Here is a 19,219-nt window from a genome sequence, read left to right on the forward strand (position 1 = left end):
GTCACGCCCCCTTCTTCGCACTGCGTTCACGGCGGTCCGTCGGCTGCGTCACCCGGTCCAGCATCAGGCCGAGGCAGACGATGGCCGCGCCGCCGACCAGGCCGGACGCCAGGTCGCCCTGCGCGATGCCGTACAGGACGTCGTAACCGAGTGCGCCACCGCCGACCAGACCGCCGATGACGACGACGGCGAGGACGAGGACGACCGCCTGGTTGACGGCGAGCAGCAGCGCCGGGCGGGCCAGCGGGAGCTGGACCTGGCGCAGCTGCTGCCAGTTGGTCGCGCCGAGGGACTTCGACGACTCCATCGCGGCGGGGCTGACCTGGCGCAGGCCCTGCGTGGTGATGCGGATGACGGCGGGCAGCGCGTACACGATGGCCGCGGCGACGGCCGGGGCGCGGCCGATGCCGAACAGGGCCACGACCGGGATCAGGTACACGAACTGCGGCATCGTCTGGAAGATGTCGAGGACCGGGCGGAGCAGCCGTTCGAAGCGTGCGCTCCGGGCCGTCGCGATGCCGATCGCGAAGCCGATGACCATCGTGACGGCGACCGCGGCGAGGACCTGTGAGAGCGTGTCGAGGGACTTGTCCCACACGCCGAGCACGCCGATTCCCGCCATCGCGAGGACGGCGGTGAGCGCGGTCTGCCAGGTGCCGATCAGCCAGGCGAGGGCCGCGACCACGAGCAGCAGCGACCACCAGGGCATCCAGAGGAGGCCGTCGCGGACCGGGTCGAGGACCCAGGTGGTGAAGTGCGCGGCCCAGTCGGCGGTGCCGCCGAGGACGGGCACGCCGGTGTAGATGTGGTCGACCATCCAGTCCTTGGCGGTGTTGACCGGCTCGACGATGTTCACCGTCCAGGTATCCGGCCAGTCCAGGCGGTCGGCGTAGCGGAAGGCGACGGCGACGACGGCGGTCACCACGGCGGCGAGAATCGAGCCGCGCCCGCCGGTCACCCACCAGTAGGCGGCGCCCTGCGTCTGCCGGTCCACGGGGCTCGCGCCCATGCGCTCACCGGCCGCGCTCGTGACGCGGTCGAGGACCACGGCGAGCAGCACGATCGGGATACCGGCGGCGAGGGCCGCGCCGACGTCGACGGAGCCGAGCGCCTGGTAGACGCGGTCACCGAGACCGGCGCCGCCGATCATCGAGGCGATCACGGCCATCGAGAGCGCCATCATGATCGTCTGGTTGAGGCCGAGGAGGAGTTCCTTGCGGGCCAGCGGGAGGCGCGCGGAGACGAGGCGCTGCCGTGCGGTGGTGCCGAGCGAGGTCACGGCCTCCATCACACCGCCGTCGGCGCCCCGCAGGCCGAGCGCGGTGAGGCGGGCCATGGGCGGGGCGGCGTAGATGACCGTCGCGAGGACCGCGGCGGGGACGCCGACGCCGAAGATCAGGACGGCTGGCAGCAGATACGAGAAGGCCGGGAGCACCTGCATGGTGTCGAGCACCGGGCGCATCATGCGGAAGATCCGGTCGTTGAGCCCTGCCGCGAGGCCCATGAGCGCGCCGAGCACGACGGAGGCGAGGACGGCCACGACCATCAGGGCCAGCGTCTGCATCGTCGGCACCCACATGCCGAGCAGCCCGCACAGGCCGAACGCGGCGGCCGTGAGGACCGCGAGCCGCACGCCCGCGACCCGCCAGGCGATCAGAGCGGCACCGGCGATGACACCGGCCCAGCCGCCCGCGAGGAGCACCAGGTAGACGGCGCGCACCGACAGGACGATGGCGTTGCTGATGTGCCCGAAGAAGTAGGTGAACAGCCAGTGGCTGTCACGGTTGTCGATGATCCAGTCGGTGGTCCTGGCCAGCGGCTCGGACAGGTCGACGGTGAGGGCGTCCGGCCAGGCGCCGGAGGCCCACTTGGCGTTCGCGATCGGCACGAGGATCGCCGCGGCGAGGGCGAGCAGCAGGAGCTTGCCGACGGCACGGTGACGCAGCAGCGCGCCGATTCCCGTATCTCGTACGGGGCTGGATGCGGTGGCGGTGGCCATCAGGCGACCACCTCACCCTTGCCGGGGACTGTTGGCGCGGGGGCCGCGGGGGCCGCGGTGCCCGCTACGACGGCGAGCAGCCCCGCGTGGTCCACCACGCCGAGGCACCGCTTGCCGTCCATCACGCGCACCGGGAAGCCGGAGCGCGCGACGGCCTCGATGGCCTCGGCGACCTTGGCGTCGGGCGCGAGGGCCGCGCCGCGGGTCTCCTCGTCGGCGTCGGCGGGGCGCATGGCGCTGCGCACGCTCATCACGTCGGCGCGGGCCACGTCCCGTACGAAGTCGCGGACGTAGTCGTCGGCCGGGGAGCCGACGATCTCCTCGGGGGTGCCGATCTGGACGACGCGGCCGTCGCGCATCAGGGCGATGCGGTCACCGACCTTGAGGGCCTCGCTGAGGTCGTGGGTGATGAAGACCATCGTGCGGCCCTCTTCGTCGTGCAGGCGGCAGATCTCCTCCTGCATGTCACGGCGGATCAGCGGGTCGAGCGCGCTGAACGGCTCGTCGAACAGCAGGACTTCGGGGTCCACGACGAGGGCGCGGGCCAGGCCCACGCGCTGCTGCTGACCGCCGGAGAGCTGGCCCGGCTTGCGCTGCTCAAGGCCTTCGAGGCCGACCTTCTTGACGACTTCGAGTGCCTTGGCCCGGCGCTCGGCCTTGCCGACGCCCTGGATCTCCAGGCCGTACGCGACGTTGTCGAGGACCGAGCGGTGCGGCAGGAGGCCGAAGTGCTGGAAGACCATCGCGGCGCGGTGGCGGCGCAGTTCGCGCAGCCGGGACTTGTCCATGGCGAGGACGTCCTCGCCGTCGATGGCGAGGGCGCCGGAGGTCGGCTCGATGAGGCGGGTCAGGCAGCGTACGAGGGTGGACTTGCCGGAGCCCGACAGGCCCATGACGACGAAGACCTCACCCTTCTTGACCTCGAAGGACACATCGCGCACGGCGGCGGTGCAGCCGGTCTGCTCCCGCAGTTCGGCCGGGCTCAGGCCGTGCAGCGAGGTGTCGTCCGGTATTCGCTCGGCGCCGGGGCCGAAGACCTTCCAGAGGTTCTGGACGGCGAAGACGGGACCGTCACCGGGCGCCGCGCTCTTGTCCGCCGTGTCCGTGTTCGTCACGGTGGCCTCGCTCATCGGCCGTCACCACCAAGGATCTCGGCACATTTCTCCCCGACCATGAGCACTCCGATCATCGGGTTCACGGCGGGCATCGTCGGGAAGACGGATGCGTCCGCGATACGGATTCCTGTCAGACCCCGGATCTTCAACTCCGGGTCGACCACGGCGAGTTCATCAGTGGAAGCGCCCATTCGGCAGGTGCCCGCAGGGTGGTAGACGGTGTGCGCGGCCTTGCGCACCAACTCGCTGATCTCCGCGTCGTCGGTGACCTCGGGACCGGGGAAGACCTCGCGCTTGAGCCACTTGGCGAACGGCTCGGCCTGCGCGACCTTGCGCGCCAGCTTGATGCCGTCGACGAGGGTCTGACCGTCGTAGTCGCCCTCGTCCTCGAAGTACTTGAAGTCCAGCGCGGGCTTGACCTCGGGGTCGGCCGACGTCAGGTAAAGACGCCCGCGGGCGCGGGACTTGGGGATGTTCGGCGTCATGGAGACACCGTGCTCGGGGCGCTCGTAGCCGAGGCGCTCCGGGTTGTCCGTGAACGGGATTTGGTAGAAGTGGAACATCAGGTCCGGGCCCTTGTGCTCCGGGTCCCGCTTCACGAACAGACCGGCGTCCGAGTCCATCGCGGAGTTGCCGGGGATCGGTCCGTTGGTCTCCCAGACGATGACCGACTCGGGGTGGTCGATGAGGTTCTCGCCGACGCCCGGCAGGTCGTGCACGACCGGGATGCCGAGGGCTTCGAGATCCTTCTTCGGGCCGATGCCGGAGTGCATGAGCAGCCGCGGCGTGTCGACGGCGCCGGCGCAGACGAGCACCTCGCGGCGGGCGGTGAGGAGCTTCTCCTCGCCCTCCTTGGTGCGGACGTGGACGCCGCGGGCGGTCTTGCCGTCCAGCTCCAGCTTGGTGGCCCAGGTCTCCAGGAAGAGAACGAGGTTGGGGCGGTCACCGGCCTCCATATGGGGGTGGAGGTAGGCGACCGAGGCGGAGGAGCGCTTGTTGTTCTCCGGGTGGTACGAGAGGTCGAAGAAGCCGACGCCCTCGTCGAAGGGCTTGTCGTTGAAGCCGACGACCTCCGGGACGCCGAGGGCGGTCTTCGTCGCCTCGACCCAGTCGGTGGCGATCTGGTTCTGGTCCTTCTTGGCGACGCGCACGATGTTGTTGCGCAGCTTGCCGAAGTAGGGGTCCATCGCCTTGGCGTTCCAGCCGGTGGCGCCCGCCTCCTCCCACTCGTCCCAGTCGGACGGCAGCGGCTTGAAGGAGATCAGGGTGTTGTGCGACGAGCACCCGCCGAGCACCTTGGCGCGGCTGTGCAGGATGTGCGAGTTGCCGCGCGGCTGCTCGGTGGTCGTGTACTCGTAGTCGAGCTCGCCGCCGAGCAGGCCGAGCCACTTGCGCAGCGTGAGGACGTCCTCACGGCCGATGTCGCTGGGGCCGCCCTCGATGACGGCGACGGTGACGTCCGGGTTCTCGGTGAGACGGGACGCGATCACCGATCCTGCGGTGCCGCCACCGACGATGACGTAGTCGAACTCGGTCTGGGACATGCGTGGTGCTCCTCTTCCTGCGAGGTCGTGCCAAGGTGCTTGCGCGTAATGAGCGGGGGGTGCCTGAACTTCCTGAACTGTCGGACTTCCGTACGCGGCTGGGGTCTAGCCCGCGAACCAGCGGACCGGCGCGGGCGCCAGGTTCTGGTAGATGTGCTTGGACTCGCGGTACTCGGCGAGCCCGGCGGGACCGAGCTCGCGCCCGACGCCGCTCTTGCCGAAGCCGCCCCACTCCGCCTGCGGCAGGTAGGGGTGGAAGTCGTTGATCCAGATGGTGCCGTGGCGCATCCGGCGGGCCATGCGGCGGGCGAGGCCCTGGTCGGTGGTCCACACGGCGCCGGCGAGGCCGTACTCGGTGTCGTTGGCGAGCGCGACGGCCTCGTCCTCGGTGGTGAAGGTCTCGACGGTCAGGACGGGCCCGAAGACCTCCTCCCGCACGACCTTCATCCCGCGGTGGCACTGGTCGAGCACGGTCGGCTCGTAGAAGTAGCCCTCGGCGGGGCGGACGTCACTGGGCTCGGGGCGCTTGCCGCCGGAGCGCAGGACCGCGCCCTCCTCCAGGGCGGAGGCGACGTACATCTCGGTCTTCTCGCGCTGCTGCTCCGAGACGAGCGGTCCGCACTCGACGCCCTCTTCGGTGCCGCGGCCGAGCTTGATCTTCTGGGCGCGGCGGGCGAGTTCGGCCACGAAGCGCTCGCGGACGGACTCCTCGACGATGAGGCGGCCACCGGCGGAGCAGACCTGCCCGCTGTGGATGAAGGCGGCGTTCAGCGCCTGGTCGACGGCGGTGTCGAAGCCCTCGTCGGTGGCGCAGGCGTCGGCGAACACCACGTTCGGGTTCTTGCCGCCGAGCTCCAGGGCGACCTTCTTCACGCCGAGCGCGGCGGCCTGGGCGACCTTGGTGCCGGAGACGAGGCCGCCGGTGAAGGAGACCAGGTCGACGTCGGGGTGGTCGGCGAGCCGGGCGCCCACGGTGTGGCCGGGGCCGGTCACGATGTTGGCGACACCGGCGGGCAGGCCCGCCTCGACCAGCAGCTCGATGAGGGCCACCGTCGTCAGCGGGGTGATCTCGCTGGGCTTGATGACGAAGGTGTTGCCGGCGGCGAGCGCGGGCGCGATCTTCCAACTGGCCTGGAGCAGGGGGTAGTTCCAGGGCGTGATCATCGAGCAGACGCCGATGGGCTCGTGCACGACGACGCTGTGGATGTCGTCGGAGCCCGCGTCCACGACACGGCCCGCGCCTTCGCCGATCACGAGGTCGGCGAAGTAGCGGAAGGCGTCGGCGACGCAGTCCACGTCGACGCGGCCCTCTTCGAGGGTCTTGCCCGCGTCGCGGCTCTCCAGGAGCCCGATCTCCTCGCGGTCGCGTACGAGGAGATCGGCGACGCGGCGCAGCAGCGCGGCGCGCTCGGCGACCGGCGTACTCGGCCAGGGGCCCTCGTCGAAGGCCTTGCGGGCTGCGGCGATGGCTGCGTCCGCGTCTTCCGCCCCGCCCTCGGCGATCACGGCGAACGGCTTCGCGTCCGCCGGGTCGAGGATCTCGCGGGTGGTGCCGGAGGCGGCGCTCAGCCACTCTCCGCCCACATGGATGGTCTGTTGTGCGGACACGTCCCGTTTGCCTTCCGTTCCTGTCATTTGCCCCGCCTGTCACTCGCGGTAGCCGGGTGCACCTGCCCTGAGGTGGAGAAACCATGCGCATCCAGTGGCCGAAAGTGCGCTGTGTCACTGAGCATGCGGGCACTCGGGGCAAAACGTACGCTCGATACACGGTTTGTCACCGGAGGTGACGCTATGAGTGGAATGTCCCGTAAGCAAACTTTGGGAAGCGCGGCATGCTGCGTGGCGGCCCTGCTGATCCTGCCCGCATGTTCCTCGGATGGCGACGGCAAGGACAAGGCAAGCGGCACGAGCAGCGCCGACGGCGGGAGCGACGGGGGCGGCGAGAGCAACGGCGTCGCGGGCATGAGCGCCCAGGAGATCTCCGATAAGGCGAAGCAGGAACTGCTGGACGCGAAGTCGGTGCACATCTCGATGAAGGCGACGGGCGCGGACGCCACGAAGGACTCCGACTCGGACTCGGACGCGTCGGACTCGGACGACCCGACGTCCATGGAGCTGACGCTCGACCGGGACGAGAACTGCACCGGCACGATGAGAATGGCCAATGGCGCCACGCTCGAACTGGTCAAGCGCGGCGACAAGGTGTGGATGAAGCCGGACGAGACCTTCTGGAAGACACAGATCCCCGGCGGCGAGGGCGAGGCGGCGGCCGAGCTCTTCAAGAACCGCTACATCCACGGCAGCACGAGTGACGCGATGCTCAAGGAGGTCGCCGAGGTCTGCGACCTCGGCAAGATCCAGAAGGACATCGAGGACGACTCGGACGACGACACGAAGTCACTGGAGAAGGGCGGGGCCGCGAAGGTCGACGGCACCTCCGCGATCACCCTGACCGGCACGGACGACGGCAAGGAGACCACGCTGTACGTCGCCACCGAGGGCAAGCCCTATCTGCTCAAGGCGGTGGAGAAGGGCGACGGCGACGACACGACGACGACCTTCTCGGACTACGACGAGCCGGTCCCGTCGAAGACGCCGTCGGCGGACGAGTCGGTGGACGTGTCGAAGCTGCGGGAACGGTTGCAGAAGGTGTGACCCCGCGGGGGCCGGTCAGCGGGCCTCGTCGATCTCGTCGTCGGCGGGCTCGTCGGCGGCCGTGAGGCCCGCCACCCACACGGGCATCAGCCAGTGCGTGACGAAGACGGCGAACAGGACGGGAAAGATCAGCCCCTCGGCGTCGTGCCCGGTGGCCCAGACCGCGCCCGCCCCGACGGCGGCGGCGAGCAGCACCCACAGCATGACGCGGTGCGCGAGAGCGACCACCCGGGCCTTCTCCGCCCGCTGACGCTCGTCCAGGGCGCGGGCGCGCAGGTCGAGCATCCCCCGGACCGAGCCGTTGATGACTCCGGTGGTGAAGCACCACGGCAGAATCAGGGCGAGCAGCGCGAACACCGCCCAGCGCTCGTCGCCGACGACCGCGAAGAGCCAGGCCGCGACGCTGGCGCCGGTCAGCGCGATGTGCACCCCGACGGCGAGACGCCTGCGGGCCGCGGTCGCGTGCAGCGGCGCGCCCTCGCGGCGGTTCATGAGCGCGTACATCCGCCGGTCGTAGCCCGTCATGGGGCGTTCGTCGGCCATCGTCACTGATTCCTCCCGTAGACCTGATCCGTGAGCGGGCGAAACGGTTCGAGGGAGAACAGCGCCTCGACCGGCAGCTCGAAGTACTTCGCGATCTTCAGCGCGAGGTCGAGGCTCGGGTTGTACTGCCCGCGCTCGATGTAGCCGATGGTCTGGTAGTGGGCCCCCACTGCCTCGGCCAGGCTCTGACGCGACACCTTTCGCTCGGCGCGCACCATCGCCAACCTGTTGTGCACTTGCTCGCTCATGTATAAGAAGTACTACATTCACGAGTACAACAGCAATGACCACGCCGGCCAGAACCACGCCGGCACGAGCCACGAGGCCAGGGAGCGGGAAACATGTTCGGCACCAAGCGGGAACTGATGGTGATCGCCCTGCGCGACACGGACGCGGTCGCGGACGAGCTGCGCGAGGCGCTCGCGACGGCCGACGAGAGGGACCGCCCCGGCCTCGAGCGCGCCGCGGCACTCCTCGCCCGCACGGCCGCCGTCCCGGACACCGAGGTACGCGGCCGCTGGGCCCTGCGTCAGATCGCCGCCGCCGGGCACACGGGCCCCGCCGACTCGGTCCACGCGATCAAGGCCCTGCGCCAGGCCGAGCCGGGCCTGAGCCTGGCGTCGGCGGTGCGGCTGTCCAAGGAGGCGGCGGCGCTGCAGGCGGCGGGGACCCCTCACTCCTGAGCCGCCAGCAGGTCCCGCGCACACCTCCGCAGCCACGCGTGCGCCGGGTCCGCGTCGTGGCGCGGGTGCCAGGCCATGCCCAGCGGGAGGGGCGGCAGCTCCACCGGGGCCTCGAAGGTGACCAGGCCCAGGGCCTCCGCCAGAGGGCGGGTCCATGACGCGGCCAGGCCCACCAGGTCCGTGCGCAGCAGCACGAAGACGGACGACGAGAACGTCGCCATGCTGCCCACCACCCGCCTGTTCAGGCCGAGTTCGGCGAGCGCGGCGTCCAGCGGACCGGACAGGCGCCCCCTGCGCGAGACGGTCACATGGTCGGCCGCCGCGAACCGACGGGCCGTCAGCTTCCCTTTCAGCAAAGGGTGTCCGGGCCTCGCCATGCCGATCATGCGGTCCTCGCGGATCTTCTCCACACGCACCTCGGGCGCCGTCGTGTCGATCACGCCGAGCTCCAGATCGGCGGTGCCCTGCCGCAGCATGGGTTCGTCGACGTGGCTCTCGCCGAGGAAGCGGAGACGCACGCCGGGGGCCTCGTCGGCGGCGCGGGCGAAGAGCGCGGGGCCGTACGCGGCGGCGATCGCGTCGGAGCCGAGGATCGTGAGGGTGCGGGAGACCGTGCGCAGGTCGACGGCGCCGGGCCCGGCGAAGAGCGCGCGGGCCCGCTCCACCACCGCGCCCACCTCGGCCTGCACGGCCAGCGCGTGCGGCGTCGGCACCATCTGCCGCCCGGCCCGTACGAGGACGGGGTCGCCGAGGGCCTTGCGGATGCGGCCGAGGGTGCGGCTCATCGCGGGCTCCGACAGATGCAGCCTGCGGGCCGCGCCGGACACGCTCTGCTCGTCGAGCAGGACATCGAGGGCGAGCAGCAGATTGAGGTCGAGCCCGGCACCACTGGATTGCGTCACACGCATCAATCCCTTGTGTAAGTTGCACTGGAAAGCAAGTCAGGGCCGAGCCTACGGTGGCAGGGCATCCCACACCACGACGCTCCCGAGGAGGAGCCTTGTCCTCGCCTGCCCTGAAGCCGCCGACGCCGCAATCGACATCAGCGGCCCCTTCCGCGCCCCCGAAGCCCCCATCCCCCCTGAAGCGGTCGACGCTGTTCACCCTCTGCGCCTGCGTCCTCGTCGCGCAAGGCATGGTCGCCGCCATCAACCTCCTTGTCCCGCAGCTGAGTTCGTCCGGACTGCACCCCTCGTCGAGCGAACTCCTGTGGATCGTCGACGCGTACGTCATCGTCTTCGCGGGGCTCCTCATCCCGGCCGGCGCGCTCGGCGACCGGTACGGCCGCAAGGGCGCGCTGCTCACCGGACTCGGCCTCTTCGCCGCGGGCGCGACCGTCAGCGCGCTCGCCGTCTCCCCCGCGATGCTGATCGCCGGACGCGCCGTCTCCGGCGCGGGCGCCGCGCTGATCATGCCCGCGACCATGTCGATCCTGATGCGCGTCGCACCACAGCAGGACCGGCCGCGCGCCGTCGCCTCCTGGACGCTCGCCGCCGGACTCGGCGGCCTCACGGGCAACATCGGCGGCGGGCTCGTCGGCCAGTACCTGTCCTGGCGCGCGCTGTTCTGGGTGGTGGTGCCGCTCGCCGCGCTGCTCGCCCTCGCCGTGGCCCGCACGACGCCCCGGACCGACAACACGGTCGGAGACCGGGCGCCGTCCCTCGACCCGCTCGGCACGCTCCTGCTCACCGGCGGCCTGCTCGCGCTGCTCTTCGGCATCATCGAGAGCCCGATGTACGGCTGGACGTCCGCGCGCATCCTGGCCGCCTTCGCGATCGGCGCGGCCCTCGTCGCACTCTTCGTCGCGCACGCCCTGCGCTCGCGCGCCCCGCTCTTCGACCCCCGGGTCTTCGCCACGCCGCGCCTGCGCGCCGCGACGCTCGGCACGGCGGCAAGCTTCTTCGGCCTCTTCTCCCTCTTCTACGTCAACTCGCAGTACCTGCAGTACGAGAAGGGGTACGGCGCCGCACGCGCGGGCCTCGCGATCATCCCGCTCACCATCGGCATGGTCCTGGTCCCCAAGCTCGCCGCGCGCTGGTCGGGACCGCCCCGCGTGGTGGCGGGCGGCGGCCTGCTCCTGATCGGCCTCGGCCTGCTCGGCGCATCCACCGCGACCGGCTCAACCCCCTACGCGGTCTACGCCTGCTGGCTCCTGATCATCTCGGCGGGCACGGGCCTGTGCATGCCCACGCTCACGCTGAGCGTCGTCGGCTCGCTCCCGCCCCACCAGGCGGGCCTCGGCTCCGGGCTCAGCACCTCGGCGCGCGAGGTCGGCGCGGCACTCGGCGTGGCCGTGACCGGCACGACCCTCGCCTCGCACACCTCGGGCGGCTTCCTGGGCGGCATGGAGGCGGCGCTGCGCTTCGTGGCGGTCGTGGTGATCGCGGCGGCGGCCCTGGTCGCGCTCGGCTACGGCAAGAAGTCGTGAGCACCACCCGAAACGACGACCGCCCCGGCAGCTGCTGCCGGGGCGGTCGCGCACAAGTCGTACGACTCAGATGAGGCCGAGACCGCGCACGGCCTCGCGCTCCTCGGCGAGCTCCTTGACGGACGCGTCGATGCGCGCACGGGAGAACTCGTTGATCTCGAGCCCCTGAACGATCTCGTACTTGCCGTCCTTGGCGGTGACGGGGAAGGAGGAGATGAGCCCCTCCGGAACGCCGTACGAACCGTCGGACGGGATGCCCATGGAGGTCCAGTCGCCCTCGGCGGTGCCGTTGACCCAGGTGTGGACGTGGTCGATGGCGGCGTTGGCGGCGGAGGCGGCCGAGGACGCGCCACGGGCCTCGATGATCGCGGCGCCGCGCTTGGCGACGGTCGGGATGAAGTCGTCGGCGAGCCAGGCCTGGTCGCCCACGACCTCGGCGGCGTTCTTGCCAGCGATCTCCGCGTGGAAGATGTCCGGGTACTGGGTGGCGGAGTGGTTGCCCCAGATGGTGAGCCGCTTGATGTCGGCGACGGACGAACCGGTCTTCTTCGCGAGCTGCGACAGCGCGCGGTTGTGGTCCAGGCGGGTCATCGCGGTGAAGCGCTCGGCCGGTACGTCCGGGGCGGCGGCCTGCGCGATGAGCGCGTTGGTGTTGGCGGGGTTGCCCACGACCAGCACCTTGATGTCGTCCGCGGCGTGGTCGTTGATGGCCTTGCCCTGCGGCTTGAAGATGCCGCCGTTGGCCTCCAGGAGGTCACCGCGCTCCATGCCCTTGGTGCGGGGGCGGGCACCGACGAGCAGCGCGACATTCGCACCGTCGAAGGCGACGTTCGGGTCGTCGCTGATCTCGATCGAGTTCAGCAGCGGGAAGGCACAGTCGTCGAGCTCCATGGCGGTGCCTTCGGCGGCCTTCAGAGCGGGCGTGATCTCAAGCAGTCGCAGATTGACCGGCACGTCCGCGCCGAGCAGGTGGCCCGAGGCGATGCGGAAGAGCAGCGCGTAGCCGATCTGGCCGGCCGCGCCGGTGACGGTGACATTCACGGGAGTGCGGGTCATGGCGATCTCCGTAAGACAGCTGGCGGTGGGGGTCCCTGTCCTTCGTACCGGATCCCCTATTTCCTGGATCCCCGCCGACACCACGCCGAGTCCTCGATCGCCTCTCGATGATCGATCTCTTGGCATCAAGAGAGATCCGCCGTCAGGCTATCGCGCCCCGACCACCCCTGGCCGCCGGGTCCGTGTGGCCCCGCCCACAGCTTTCCCCCGGGGGCGGCCGCCACCTCGGGAGAGGGAACGTGGCGGCCGCCGTGGGGGTGTGACCACTCCCGTGGGGGTACGGTGCGCCTGCCCTCCGGGGGGCGGGTCATTCCCCTTGCCCCCTGACTTTTCTGCGCGGGGCGGTATCTCCTTTGCCGACGCTCCGCGGCGGATGTCTCCCACCCGCCCGTCTCGCGGTAGTGGACATGGGGACGGACAAGCAGGGAGTGCAATCGGCGACGGGCCGCAGCCGCGCACGCACGCGAGGGGACGCGGGGGTATGTGCGCACGGAGCACCGAGCACAACGCCAACCCCAGCCGCAGCAACAACACCCCACAACAAAGATGGCGAGTACGGACATACCCCCGCGGCCCCGCACCCAAAGAAACAAGGCGTACGACCCGCACAGGGCAAAGCACCCACACCAAAAGACGAACCAGCCCCCACACCCCACACACCCGCAGACGAACCCCAGCCCGCCCGCGGCTACTCCGTGCAGCCCGTCTGGCCGGACGTCAGCGTCGCGCAGGCCTTCGCCGCCGTGCCGTTCTTGACCGCCACCATCGGGGTGTACGCGTCGAAGTCCTCGTTCACCGTGCCGTTCTGCTTCGCGGACGCTCCCCCGCCCGACCCCGTGATGGTGACCTCGTCCCCCGGAGCCGCCTGCGTGATCCGCGCCCACGCGGCCCCGCACGCCTTGCTGTACCGCACCTCGACCAACGCCTTGCCGATCGTGGCCCGGGACGTGGTCTTCGCCAACTCGCCGCCACAGCCCATGTTCTCGGGGTCCTTGCCCGCGCAGTCCTTGCCGTTGCACTCGACCCCGGCGGGCAGGTCGTCGTCACTGGTCGTCGGCGCCACGGACGGCTTGGACGCGTCGTCCCCCTTGTCGTCGCCGCCGAAGCCGGTCAGGAAGACCGCGGCCGCGATGACGACGAGGGCACCGACCACCCCCGCGAGGAACATGGTCAGCTTCCTGCGCCGCCGCTGCCCGTCGGGCGAGTCCCCGCCCCGCTGCGGCTCGTGCGTGCCGGGCGGCGGCGCACCCGCGACACCCCGCCCGCCCTCACCGAAGGCGGACGCGGAGACATCGCCGTACGAGCCATGAGGACCGTACGACCCCTGAGAGGCGGAGGCCCCGTACGCGGAGCCGGAAGCAGGCCCGGCAGGACCCGCAGGCCCGGAAGCCTGAGGCGGCACGGTGGGCACCACACCGGCGGGCCCGGCCACCCCCGTCGCCCGCCCGACGCCACCGAAGCCCCCGGCGGCCCCGGAGCCATTGCGCGCGGCGGCGGCACCGCCACCAGGCTTCGCCGCACCGGCCGACTTGGGCTCATCGGACGGCTTGGACGTCTTGGACGACTTCGAGTCCTTGGCCGACTTGGCGGAACCGGCGGGGTTGGGCCCCAACTCCCCCAGCGCGGCCCGCGCCTGGGAGATGCGGATCGCCTGCATGGTCATGTCGTGCCGCATCTCGGAGCGGCTCCAGGCACGCTCCGCGAGCTCCCACATGGTGATGAGGTGCACAGGCGGCGTACCCGTCACCTCGGCCAGCGCGACGATCGCCCCCTTCGGCGCGAGCAGCCGCCCGTTCAGATAGCGCTCCCACGACGTCTTGCTGTAGCCGGTCCTGTCCGAAACCGCCGCGATGCTCAGACCGCTGCGGTCGACCAGCCTGCGCAGCTGACTGGCGAACTCCCTGACCTGCGGATCGAGCTCATCCGGTAGCGCCTTCCAACGAGGCATTGCTCCCCCTATTCCCCCCGTACGTGCCTGTCCTGCCCCCGCGCCGACCCCGCGCCGCCCCTGCGTCGCCCGTTCTGGACTACCCAGAGGGATGCGCAAAGCCAGGATGTCAGTTCCCGGAGTAGGGGCGCACGGGAGCATTCGGGCCAGTGGCGTGCAAGGTCGCACTCCCCGTGGCCCGCGACCCCGGCCCAGCGAGCCCGGCCCAGCGGCCCCGGCCCAGCGGTCCCGACCCGCGGTCCCCGGTCCAGTGTCCCACCGCCGTCCCGCTCCCCGACGCAGAACCCCAGGCTGCGGCCCGGGACGTCCCAAAGCTTCCCGATTGCGGGAGTTGACCCTTTTTCCACGGTCCCCGACACGGAAGCATCGAGGGCAGTCAGCGCACCACTAGGGGGATCACATGCGCAACACCCAGGGCAGGCCGAAGAGGCTCATCATGGCGGCGGTGGCCGTGGCGGCGGGGGCGGGCGTCGCACTCGGCGGCGTCGCGCCGCTCGCCCAGGCCACCGGGCCCCACGTCGTCGACGGCAAGGGCGTCGCGTACAACGACTGGGGCGACGAGGGCGACCTGTCGCGCTGGAGCCACGCGGACAGCAACGCCACGCGGCTGTGGCAGACGGTTCTGTACGCGGACGGCGCCAAGTGGAAGGACAGCAACGGCCAGCGGCACACGTTCAAGAAGTCGGACATCGACGGCCGCTTCGGCAAGAGGACCGAGTCGGCCACCAAGTACTGGCAGCACAACGAAGACCTCGAGGACGTCGACGGCATCGCGGGCAAGGAGACCTTCGGGGCCGCGGACGACTTCCTGGACGGGCCCAACGGCAGCGGCGGATGGGTCACGTACAGCGGCTACAACCACGAGGTGACGTTCAAGAGGGTCGGCGGCACGTACTACGTGAAGGTCTACGGCCAGTGGAAGAAGGCGGCGTACGACTGGCGCAGCTGATCCACGGCGGCACGCGCCGCACCGCACCGCCCCGGGGACCGCCACGCGTTGGCGGTCCCCTCAGCGCGTGCTCTCAGCCCGCGCTCCGCGCAAGGAGCCACAGCACCCCGACGAGCAGCACCGCCACGCCGACGAGCGCGACGCAGGCGACGAACCGCCAGGAGGGTCCGGCGCGGTGCCCGCGCGATTCCTCCCGCCCCTCCCACCCCTTCCACCCCTTCCACCCCTCCCGCGCCTCCCGCGCCTCCCGCGCCGGCGAGGGGACCGGCTCCCACCAGGGCACAGTCGGCTCCTCGCCGTCACGGCTGCCGCGGTCACGCCCGCCGATGCCCTCCCGCGCCGGGGAGACACTCGCCACGGCGCCTTCCGCACCGCCCCGCTCCACCCCGCCCCGCGGCCAGGCGCGCACCGCCAACTCCCAGCGCACACCGAAGCGTTCGCAGTCGACGCCCGCCACCCGGCACAGCGCGGCGACCGCCTGGCGGGGCGGCGGCTGCTGGGCGTTGAGGTAACGCTGCCAGGAGGACTTGCTGTACGCGGTCTGCTGACCGAGGGCGACCAGACTGAGCCCCGTGCGGTCCTTGAGCAGCCTCAACTGTTCGACGAAGTGCTGCACCTCCGGCGGAAGTCCCTCTGGAAGAGGCTGCCAGCCCGTACCCATGGCCCACCCCCCGAGCCTCGCCCGCCCCGCTTCGGCGGGCCGTCCCGCCCGCTTGGCCGAAGTGACGGCGGGATACGGCGGAATGGTTCCGCCCGGCTCCCGCCCGACTCCGTCACAGGCATCGGACCAGGGTCGTAGCACTCCCCGAACACCATTGCGGAATGGTCACTTCCGTGCCACAGGGGCTTGGCATCCCTTGAACGCGCTTGGCGGGTCCATGACTCTGGATCTCGAGCGGAACGCACCGCTTACATCGGGAGAATCCAGCAGGAAGCACGCTCCCAAATCGGCGGCGCCCGTCCTCCCACGGGGGAGAGGACGGGCGCCGTCTCTCATTTCCCGCACCGCGATCCGCACCGCGATCCACCCCTCAATACGCACCGCGACCCGCACCGCAATACGCACCGCGATCCACCCCTCAAGAGGGCGTCACCCCCCAAAGCACTGCCGCCCTTCGCTCCCCGCCGTCACCAGACACACCCGCGCCCCGGAGGGCCCACCGGATCCACGGCCCCCGTCCACCGTCGCCGTCATCCGCGTAGCCAGATAGCGCCGCGCATCCCGTGCCTCGTCCGCCGCGACCGTCTTCCGCGCGGCCCCCGGCACCGTCAGCTCGACCCGGTCCCCGGGCCGCAGCCCCCTGGCACGCACCCACACCGCGTGGCACGCCTTGCCGTGCCGCAGCTCGACGCGGCGGGCGTCGGCGAAGTCCCGTACGGCGAGCGAGGCCACCTGACCCTGACCGCCGCAGCCCATCCGCACCGGATCCTTGCCCTCGCAGGCCCGCCCGACGCAGCGCGGTTCGTACGGCGCGGGCGCGGTCCCGCGCGCCGCCCCCGGACCGCCCTGCGCCCCGCTCCCCGCGCCGACCCCCGCCGCCACGGCGAGCCCCGCGAGCACGGCCGCCGCCGCGACGCCCGCGGCGAACACGACGCCCCGACGCCGCCGGGCCACCGGACCGACCGCGTCCGCCGAAGCCCCGGAAACCTCCTCCGCCGAGCCCGAGGCGGCCACGCCCGCACCCACGCCCACGCCCACGCCCACGCCCGAGCCCACCCCCGGAACCGCCACCCCACTCCGCGCCGCCCGCCCGCTCCACGCCGCGTCCGCGAGCTCCCACAGCGCGAGCAGCCGCCCCGGCTCCTCGCCCGCGAGACCGCACAGCGCGACGACCGCCTGGCGCGGCGCGGGCTTCTTGCCGTTGAGGTACCGCTCCCAGGACGACTTGCTGTACGGCGTACGCAGGGCGAGCGCCGCCAGGCTCAACCCCGTGCGCTCCCGCAACTCCCTCAGCTCCGCGCTCAGTTGCCCGCACTCGGCGGGCGGTGCCGACGCGGCGCCACCAGGCCGATCCACACTCACTTGCGCAACTCCCCCCAGGTGTCGGGACCCACGATCCCGTCGTCCACCAGGCCGCGCGCCCGCTGGAAGCGCGTGACCGCCTTCTTCGTCCCGTCCCCGTACGCGCCGTCGACCGCACCCGCCCCGAACCCGGCCCGCTTCAGGAGGCATTGGGCCTCGACGACCTCCCAGCCGCTGCCGCCCCGGTCGAGCAGGGCCTCCCGGGTCAGGCTGTACCCGGCGTACCGCGCGCCGTCCTCCCGGCCGTCGTCGCAGTCGTACGTACGCCCCTTCTGATACGAGTACACGCCCCGCCCTTGTTCATCGTCGCCCCACCACGCGCCCCCGACGAGCAGCCCGGCGCCGAACGCCACGGCCACAGCGAGCGCGGCGCCGCCGACCGCGAGCCGCAGCGGCACAAGCCGCCGCCCCGCATCCACCGGCGCCGACTCCGGCCCCGACTCCGACCCCGACAGCTCGGCACCCCCGACAGCACCCCCGACAGAACCGCCCCCGCCCGAGGCCGCCACCACCTCATGCAGCACCAGAAGCCGCGTCGACTCCGCCCCGCACACCCGCGCCAGCTCCTCGACGGCTTCGCGCGGCACGGGCAGTTTGCCGTTGAGGTAGCGCTCCCAGGAGGAGCGGCTGTACGAGGTCTTGGCGGAGAGCGAGGCCAGACTCAGCCCGCTGCGGTCCTTCAACCGCCGGAGCTGGACGACGAGTTCCCGCTCGCGGTCCCCCAGCGATACGGGCAGTTCCTTCCAACGCGACATGTTCCACTCCATTCGCGTCTTCCCCCGAGGCGACAAGCGCCCTTGTCCCCACGAAGGATGGCGGATGCAGACACACCGGTTCCCCGGACCCGCGGCCCCGTCCCACGATCGCGTCACCGGGCGGCACATCCCCGCAGGTCAGCCCGTGGGACGTCCCCGAAGGGCCCAACTCGGCCATTTCTTCTGGCCGTTGACCCGTTCGTCACGGCAGTGTCAGTGGTGCACACCGGGCGGCGCGGTCCACTCCGCGCCGCCCTCCACACCGACAACCACCGGGGGAATCATGATCAGCACGCGCAAGCGCCTCACCGTAGGCTTCGCCTCCCTGGCCCTCGCGGGCGGTCTCGCGGGCGGCGTCCTCTCCAGCACACCGGCGGGCGCGGCCCAGCCCGAGAGCACCGCCAAGGTCGCCGCCCCCTGCGGCTACAAGGGCGGCCACCCGACCCTGTACATCGGCTCCAACGAGGGCAAGGCGATCAAGCACGCCCAGTGCCTCCTGAACAAGGTCTGGGGCTGGGGCGACTACGTCAAGATCGACGGCTGGTACGGCGAGAAGACCGCGCACGCCGTGAAGGTCAGCCAGCAGAACTGCAACAAGACCCGCAAGCCCGACATCGCCGTGGACGGCGTGGTGGGCCCGAACACCTGGAAGGTGCTGCACCCGGACACGAACAAGAGCTTCTGCCAGCGCTGAGCGCCACCGGCACCACCGGCACCACCGGCACTACCGGCACCACCGGCGGCACGCTCCTGAGGCGCGGCCCGTCCTCCCCCGGGGGAGAGGACGGGCCGCGCGTCGTGTGCTCAGGCCGCGCTCAGCCCCCCGTGCCGCCCGCCGCACCCGGCGTCACCAGGCCCGTCTCGTACGCCACCACCACCGCCTGCGCCCTGCTGTCCAGGTCGAGCTTGCTCATCGTGCGGTTGAGGTGCGTCTTGACGGTGGCCTCGCTGATGTAGAGCCGCTCGGCGATGTCCGCGTTGGTCAGACCGCGCGCGATCAGCTTCAGGACCTCGACCTCGCGCAGGGTCAACACCCCGAGGTCCGGCGGCGGTTGGCTGTCGTCGGCTTCGGGCCCCGCCGTCTGCCGCGCGAACGCCTCGACCAGGCGCCGCGTCACGCTGGGCGCGAAGAGCGCGTCGCCGCCGCCGACGGCCGCCACCGCGGCGAGCAGCCGCTCGGGCCCGGAGTCCTTGAGCAGGAACCCGGAGGCCCCCGCGCGCAGCGCCCCGTACACGTACTCGTCGAGGTCGAAGGTGGTGAGCACCAGGATGCGAGGAGGCGGTTCGGGCGCCTGCTCCAGGATCTTCGCGGTGGCCGTGATGCCGTTCATGCCGGGCATGCGGATGTCCATCAGGACGACGTCGGGCCTGGTCCGCGCGGCGAGCTCCACGGCTTCGTCGCCGTCGCCCGCCTCGCCCACGACCTCGATGCCGGGCGCGGCGCGCAGCAGTCCCACCAACCCCGCACGGATGAGGAATTGGTCGTCGACGACGAGCACCTTGATGGAAGCGGTCATCCGG

The 19,219-nt window shown here is 71.4% G+C and carries 18 protein-coding genes; 5 read left to right on the forward strand and 13 right to left on the reverse strand.

Annotation, left to right across the window (positions count from 1 at the left end; translation table 11 throughout):
• Nucleotide 1: 1 nt before the first annotated feature.
• The 4 genes from AB0B50_RS18190 to AB0B50_RS18205 all read right to left on the reverse strand — a co-directional run bounded on the left by AB0B50_RS18190 (nucleotide 2) and on the right by AB0B50_RS18205 (nucleotide 6,293).
• A complete protein-coding gene (locus tag AB0B50_RS18190; RefSeq protein ID WP_362332298.1) occupies nucleotides 2-1,999 on the reverse strand; it encodes an ABC transporter permease subunit in 1,998 nt (665 codons plus the stop codon).
• The gene (locus AB0B50_RS18195) at nucleotides 1,999-3,129 is read right to left on the reverse strand and encodes a glycine betaine/L-proline ABC transporter ATP-binding protein (RefSeq protein ID WP_362332301.1); all 1,131 of its coding nucleotides are present in this window, start codon (nucleotides 3,127-3,129) and stop codon (nucleotides 1,999-2,001) included. Before AB0B50_RS18195 ends, AB0B50_RS18190 begins: the two co-directional genes overlap by 1 nt.
• Complete coding sequence (locus AB0B50_RS18200) at nucleotides 3,126-4,658, reverse strand: GMC oxidoreductase (protein ID WP_362332304.1); 1,533 nt, start codon at nucleotides 4,656-4,658, stop codon at nucleotides 3,126-3,128. The genes AB0B50_RS18195 and AB0B50_RS18200 overlap by 4 nt, the downstream gene beginning before the upstream one ends.
• 105 nt (nucleotides 4,659-4,763) lie before the next feature.
• The gene (locus tag AB0B50_RS18205) at nucleotides 4,764-6,293 is read right to left on the reverse strand and encodes an aldehyde dehydrogenase family protein (RefSeq protein ID WP_362332307.1); all 1,530 of its coding nucleotides are present in this window, start codon (nucleotides 6,291-6,293) and stop codon (nucleotides 4,764-4,766) included.
• A 165-nt stretch (nucleotides 6,294-6,458) separates the two neighbouring features.
• Here AB0B50_RS18205 and AB0B50_RS18210 point away from each other — a divergent pair, with 165 nt between their 5' ends.
• Nucleotides 6,459-7,313: a hypothetical protein gene (locus tag AB0B50_RS18210; protein WP_362332310.1), complete on the forward strand. Its 855-nt coding sequence runs from the start codon at nucleotides 6,459-6,461 to the stop codon at nucleotides 7,311-7,313.
• Between the two features lie 15 nt (nucleotides 7,314-7,328).
• Here the strand turns inward: AB0B50_RS18210 and AB0B50_RS18215 are convergent, their stop codons facing one another.
• Together AB0B50_RS18215 and AB0B50_RS18220 are read right to left on the reverse strand one after the other, a co-directional pair.
• On the reverse strand, nucleotides 7,329-7,856 hold the full coding sequence (locus AB0B50_RS18215) for a hypothetical protein (protein WP_362332312.1): 528 nt from the start codon (nucleotides 7,854-7,856) through the stop codon (nucleotides 7,329-7,331).
• 2 nt (nucleotides 7,857-7,858) lie between these two features.
• Nucleotides 7,859-8,104, reverse strand: coding sequence for a helix-turn-helix transcriptional regulator (locus AB0B50_RS18220; RefSeq protein ID WP_055699457.1), 246 nt, complete (start codon nucleotides 8,102-8,104; stop codon nucleotides 7,859-7,861).
• A 93-nt stretch (nucleotides 8,105-8,197) separates the two neighbouring features.
• Between AB0B50_RS18220 and AB0B50_RS18225 the strand changes: the two genes are divergently transcribed.
• Nucleotides 8,198-8,539, forward strand: coding sequence for a hypothetical protein (locus AB0B50_RS18225; RefSeq protein WP_362332315.1), 342 nt, complete (start codon nucleotides 8,198-8,200; stop codon nucleotides 8,537-8,539).
• Here AB0B50_RS18225 and AB0B50_RS18230 read toward each other — a convergent pair.
• Nucleotides 8,530-9,447 carry a LysR family transcriptional regulator gene (locus tag AB0B50_RS18230; protein WP_362332318.1) on the reverse strand — a complete coding sequence of 306 codons (918 nt, stop codon included), beginning with the start codon at nucleotides 9,445-9,447 and terminating at the stop codon, nucleotides 8,530-8,532. The two genes, AB0B50_RS18225 and AB0B50_RS18230, sit on opposite strands and share 10 nt — an antisense overlap.
• A 173-nt stretch (nucleotides 9,448-9,620) precedes the next feature.
• Between AB0B50_RS18230 and AB0B50_RS18235 the strand changes: the two genes are divergently transcribed.
• Nucleotides 9,621-10,967 carry an MFS transporter gene (locus tag AB0B50_RS18235; protein ID WP_362332811.1) on the forward strand — a complete coding sequence of 449 codons (1,347 nt, stop codon included), beginning with the start codon at nucleotides 9,621-9,623 and terminating at the stop codon, nucleotides 10,965-10,967.
• A 66-nt stretch (nucleotides 10,968-11,033) separates the two neighbouring features.
• Here AB0B50_RS18235 and AB0B50_RS18240 read toward each other — a convergent pair whose 3' ends face one another.
• Nucleotides 11,034-12,023, reverse strand: coding sequence for a malate dehydrogenase (locus AB0B50_RS18240; RefSeq protein WP_362332321.1), 990 nt, complete (start codon nucleotides 12,021-12,023; stop codon nucleotides 11,034-11,036).
• A 688-nt stretch (nucleotides 12,024-12,711) separates the two neighbouring features.
• Nucleotides 12,712-13,971, reverse strand: a complete 1,260-nt coding sequence (locus tag AB0B50_RS18245; RefSeq protein WP_362332323.1) for a DUF2690 domain-containing protein — start codon at nucleotides 13,969-13,971, stop codon at nucleotides 12,712-12,714.
• A 400-nt stretch (nucleotides 13,972-14,371) separates the two neighbouring features.
• Between AB0B50_RS18245 and AB0B50_RS18250 the strand changes: the two genes are divergently transcribed.
• The gene (locus AB0B50_RS18250; RefSeq protein WP_362332325.1) at nucleotides 14,372-14,920 is read left to right on the forward strand and encodes a peptidoglycan-binding domain-containing protein; all 549 of its coding nucleotides are present in this window, start codon (nucleotides 14,372-14,374) and stop codon (nucleotides 14,918-14,920) included.
• A gap of 73 nt (nucleotides 14,921-14,993) precedes the next feature.
• On the opposite strand, the gene AB0B50_RS18255 is transcribed toward AB0B50_RS18250, so the two are convergent.
• The 3 genes from AB0B50_RS18255 to AB0B50_RS18265 all read right to left on the reverse strand — a co-directional run bounded on the left by AB0B50_RS18255 (nucleotide 14,994) and on the right by AB0B50_RS18265 (nucleotide 17,698).
• Nucleotides 14,994-15,581, reverse strand: coding sequence for a helix-turn-helix transcriptional regulator (locus AB0B50_RS18255; protein ID WP_362332328.1), 588 nt, complete (start codon nucleotides 15,579-15,581; stop codon nucleotides 14,994-14,996).
• A gap of 429 nt (nucleotides 15,582-16,010) precedes the next feature.
• Complete coding sequence (locus tag AB0B50_RS18260) at nucleotides 16,011-16,943, reverse strand: helix-turn-helix domain-containing protein (RefSeq protein WP_362332331.1); 933 nt, start codon at nucleotides 16,941-16,943, stop codon at nucleotides 16,011-16,013.
• The gene (locus tag AB0B50_RS18265; RefSeq protein WP_362332334.1) at nucleotides 16,940-17,698 is read right to left on the reverse strand and encodes a peptidoglycan-binding protein; all 759 of its coding nucleotides are present in this window, start codon (nucleotides 17,696-17,698) and stop codon (nucleotides 16,940-16,942) included. The genes AB0B50_RS18260 and AB0B50_RS18265 overlap by 4 nt, the downstream gene beginning before the upstream one ends.
• 283 nt (nucleotides 17,699-17,981) lie before the next feature.
• Between AB0B50_RS18265 and AB0B50_RS18270 the strand changes: the two genes are divergently transcribed.
• Entirely contained in the window at nucleotides 17,982-18,392 is a 411-nt protein-coding gene (locus tag AB0B50_RS18270; RefSeq protein ID WP_362332337.1) for a peptidoglycan-binding domain-containing protein, read from the forward strand.
• A 121-nt stretch (nucleotides 18,393-18,513) separates the two neighbouring features.
• On the opposite strand, the gene AB0B50_RS18275 is transcribed toward AB0B50_RS18270, so the two are convergent.
• The gene (locus tag AB0B50_RS18275) at nucleotides 18,514-19,215 is read right to left on the reverse strand and encodes a response regulator transcription factor (RefSeq protein WP_362332340.1); all 702 of its coding nucleotides are present in this window, start codon (nucleotides 19,213-19,215) and stop codon (nucleotides 18,514-18,516) included.
• Between the last annotated feature and the right edge of the window lie 4 nt (nucleotides 19,216-19,219).

It is taken from the genome of Streptomyces sp. NPDC041068 (genome assembly GCF_040647455.1).
Lineage (GTDB): Bacteria > Actinomycetota > Actinomycetes > Streptomycetales > Streptomycetaceae > Streptomyces.

Excerpts from the sequence above, each read along its gene's own strand:
- AB0B50_RS18190 (WP_362332298.1), bottom strand. The coding sequence starts at position 1,999 with ATGGCCACCGCCACCGCATCCAGCCCCGTACGAGATACGGGAATCGGC.
- AB0B50_RS18195 (WP_362332301.1), bottom strand. The coding sequence starts at position 3,129 with ATGAGCGAGGCCACCGTGACGAACACGGACACGGCGGACAAGAGCGCG.
- AB0B50_RS18200 (WP_362332304.1), bottom strand. The coding sequence starts at position 4,658 with ATGTCCCAGACCGAGTTCGACTACGTCATCGTCGGTGGCGGCACCGCA.
- AB0B50_RS18205 (WP_362332307.1), bottom strand. The coding sequence starts at position 6,293 with ATGACAGGAACGGAAGGCAAACGGGACGTGTCCGCACAACAGACCATC.
- AB0B50_RS18210 (WP_362332310.1), top strand. The coding sequence starts at position 6,459 with ATGTCCCGTAAGCAAACTTTGGGAAGCGCGGCATGCTGCGTGGCGGCC.
- AB0B50_RS18215 (WP_362332312.1), bottom strand. The coding sequence starts at position 7,856 with ATGGCCGACGAACGCCCCATGACGGGCTACGACCGGCGGATGTACGCG.
- AB0B50_RS18220 (WP_055699457.1), bottom strand. The coding sequence starts at position 8,104 with ATGAGCGAGCAAGTGCACAACAGGTTGGCGATGGTGCGCGCCGAGCGA.
- AB0B50_RS18225 (WP_362332315.1), top strand. The coding sequence starts at position 8,198 with ATGTTCGGCACCAAGCGGGAACTGATGGTGATCGCCCTGCGCGACACG.
- AB0B50_RS18230 (WP_362332318.1), bottom strand. The coding sequence starts at position 9,447 with ATGCGTGTGACGCAATCCAGTGGTGCCGGGCTCGACCTCAATCTGCTG.
- AB0B50_RS18240 (WP_362332321.1), bottom strand. The coding sequence starts at position 12,023 with ATGACCCGCACTCCCGTGAATGTCACCGTCACCGGCGCGGCCGGCCAG.
- AB0B50_RS18245 (WP_362332323.1), bottom strand. The coding sequence starts at position 13,971 with ATGCCTCGTTGGAAGGCGCTACCGGATGAGCTCGATCCGCAGGTCAGG.
- AB0B50_RS18250 (WP_362332325.1), top strand. The coding sequence starts at position 14,372 with ATGCGCAACACCCAGGGCAGGCCGAAGAGGCTCATCATGGCGGCGGTG.
- AB0B50_RS18255 (WP_362332328.1), bottom strand. The coding sequence starts at position 15,581 with ATGGGTACGGGCTGGCAGCCTCTTCCAGAGGGACTTCCGCCGGAGGTG.
- AB0B50_RS18265 (WP_362332334.1), bottom strand. The coding sequence starts at position 17,698 with ATGTCGCGTTGGAAGGAACTGCCCGTATCGCTGGGGGACCGCGAGCGG.
- AB0B50_RS18270 (WP_362332337.1), top strand. The coding sequence starts at position 17,982 with ATGATCAGCACGCGCAAGCGCCTCACCGTAGGCTTCGCCTCCCTGGCC.
- AB0B50_RS18275 (WP_362332340.1), bottom strand. The coding sequence starts at position 19,215 with ATGACCGCTTCCATCAAGGTGCTCGTCGTCGACGACCAATTCCTCATC.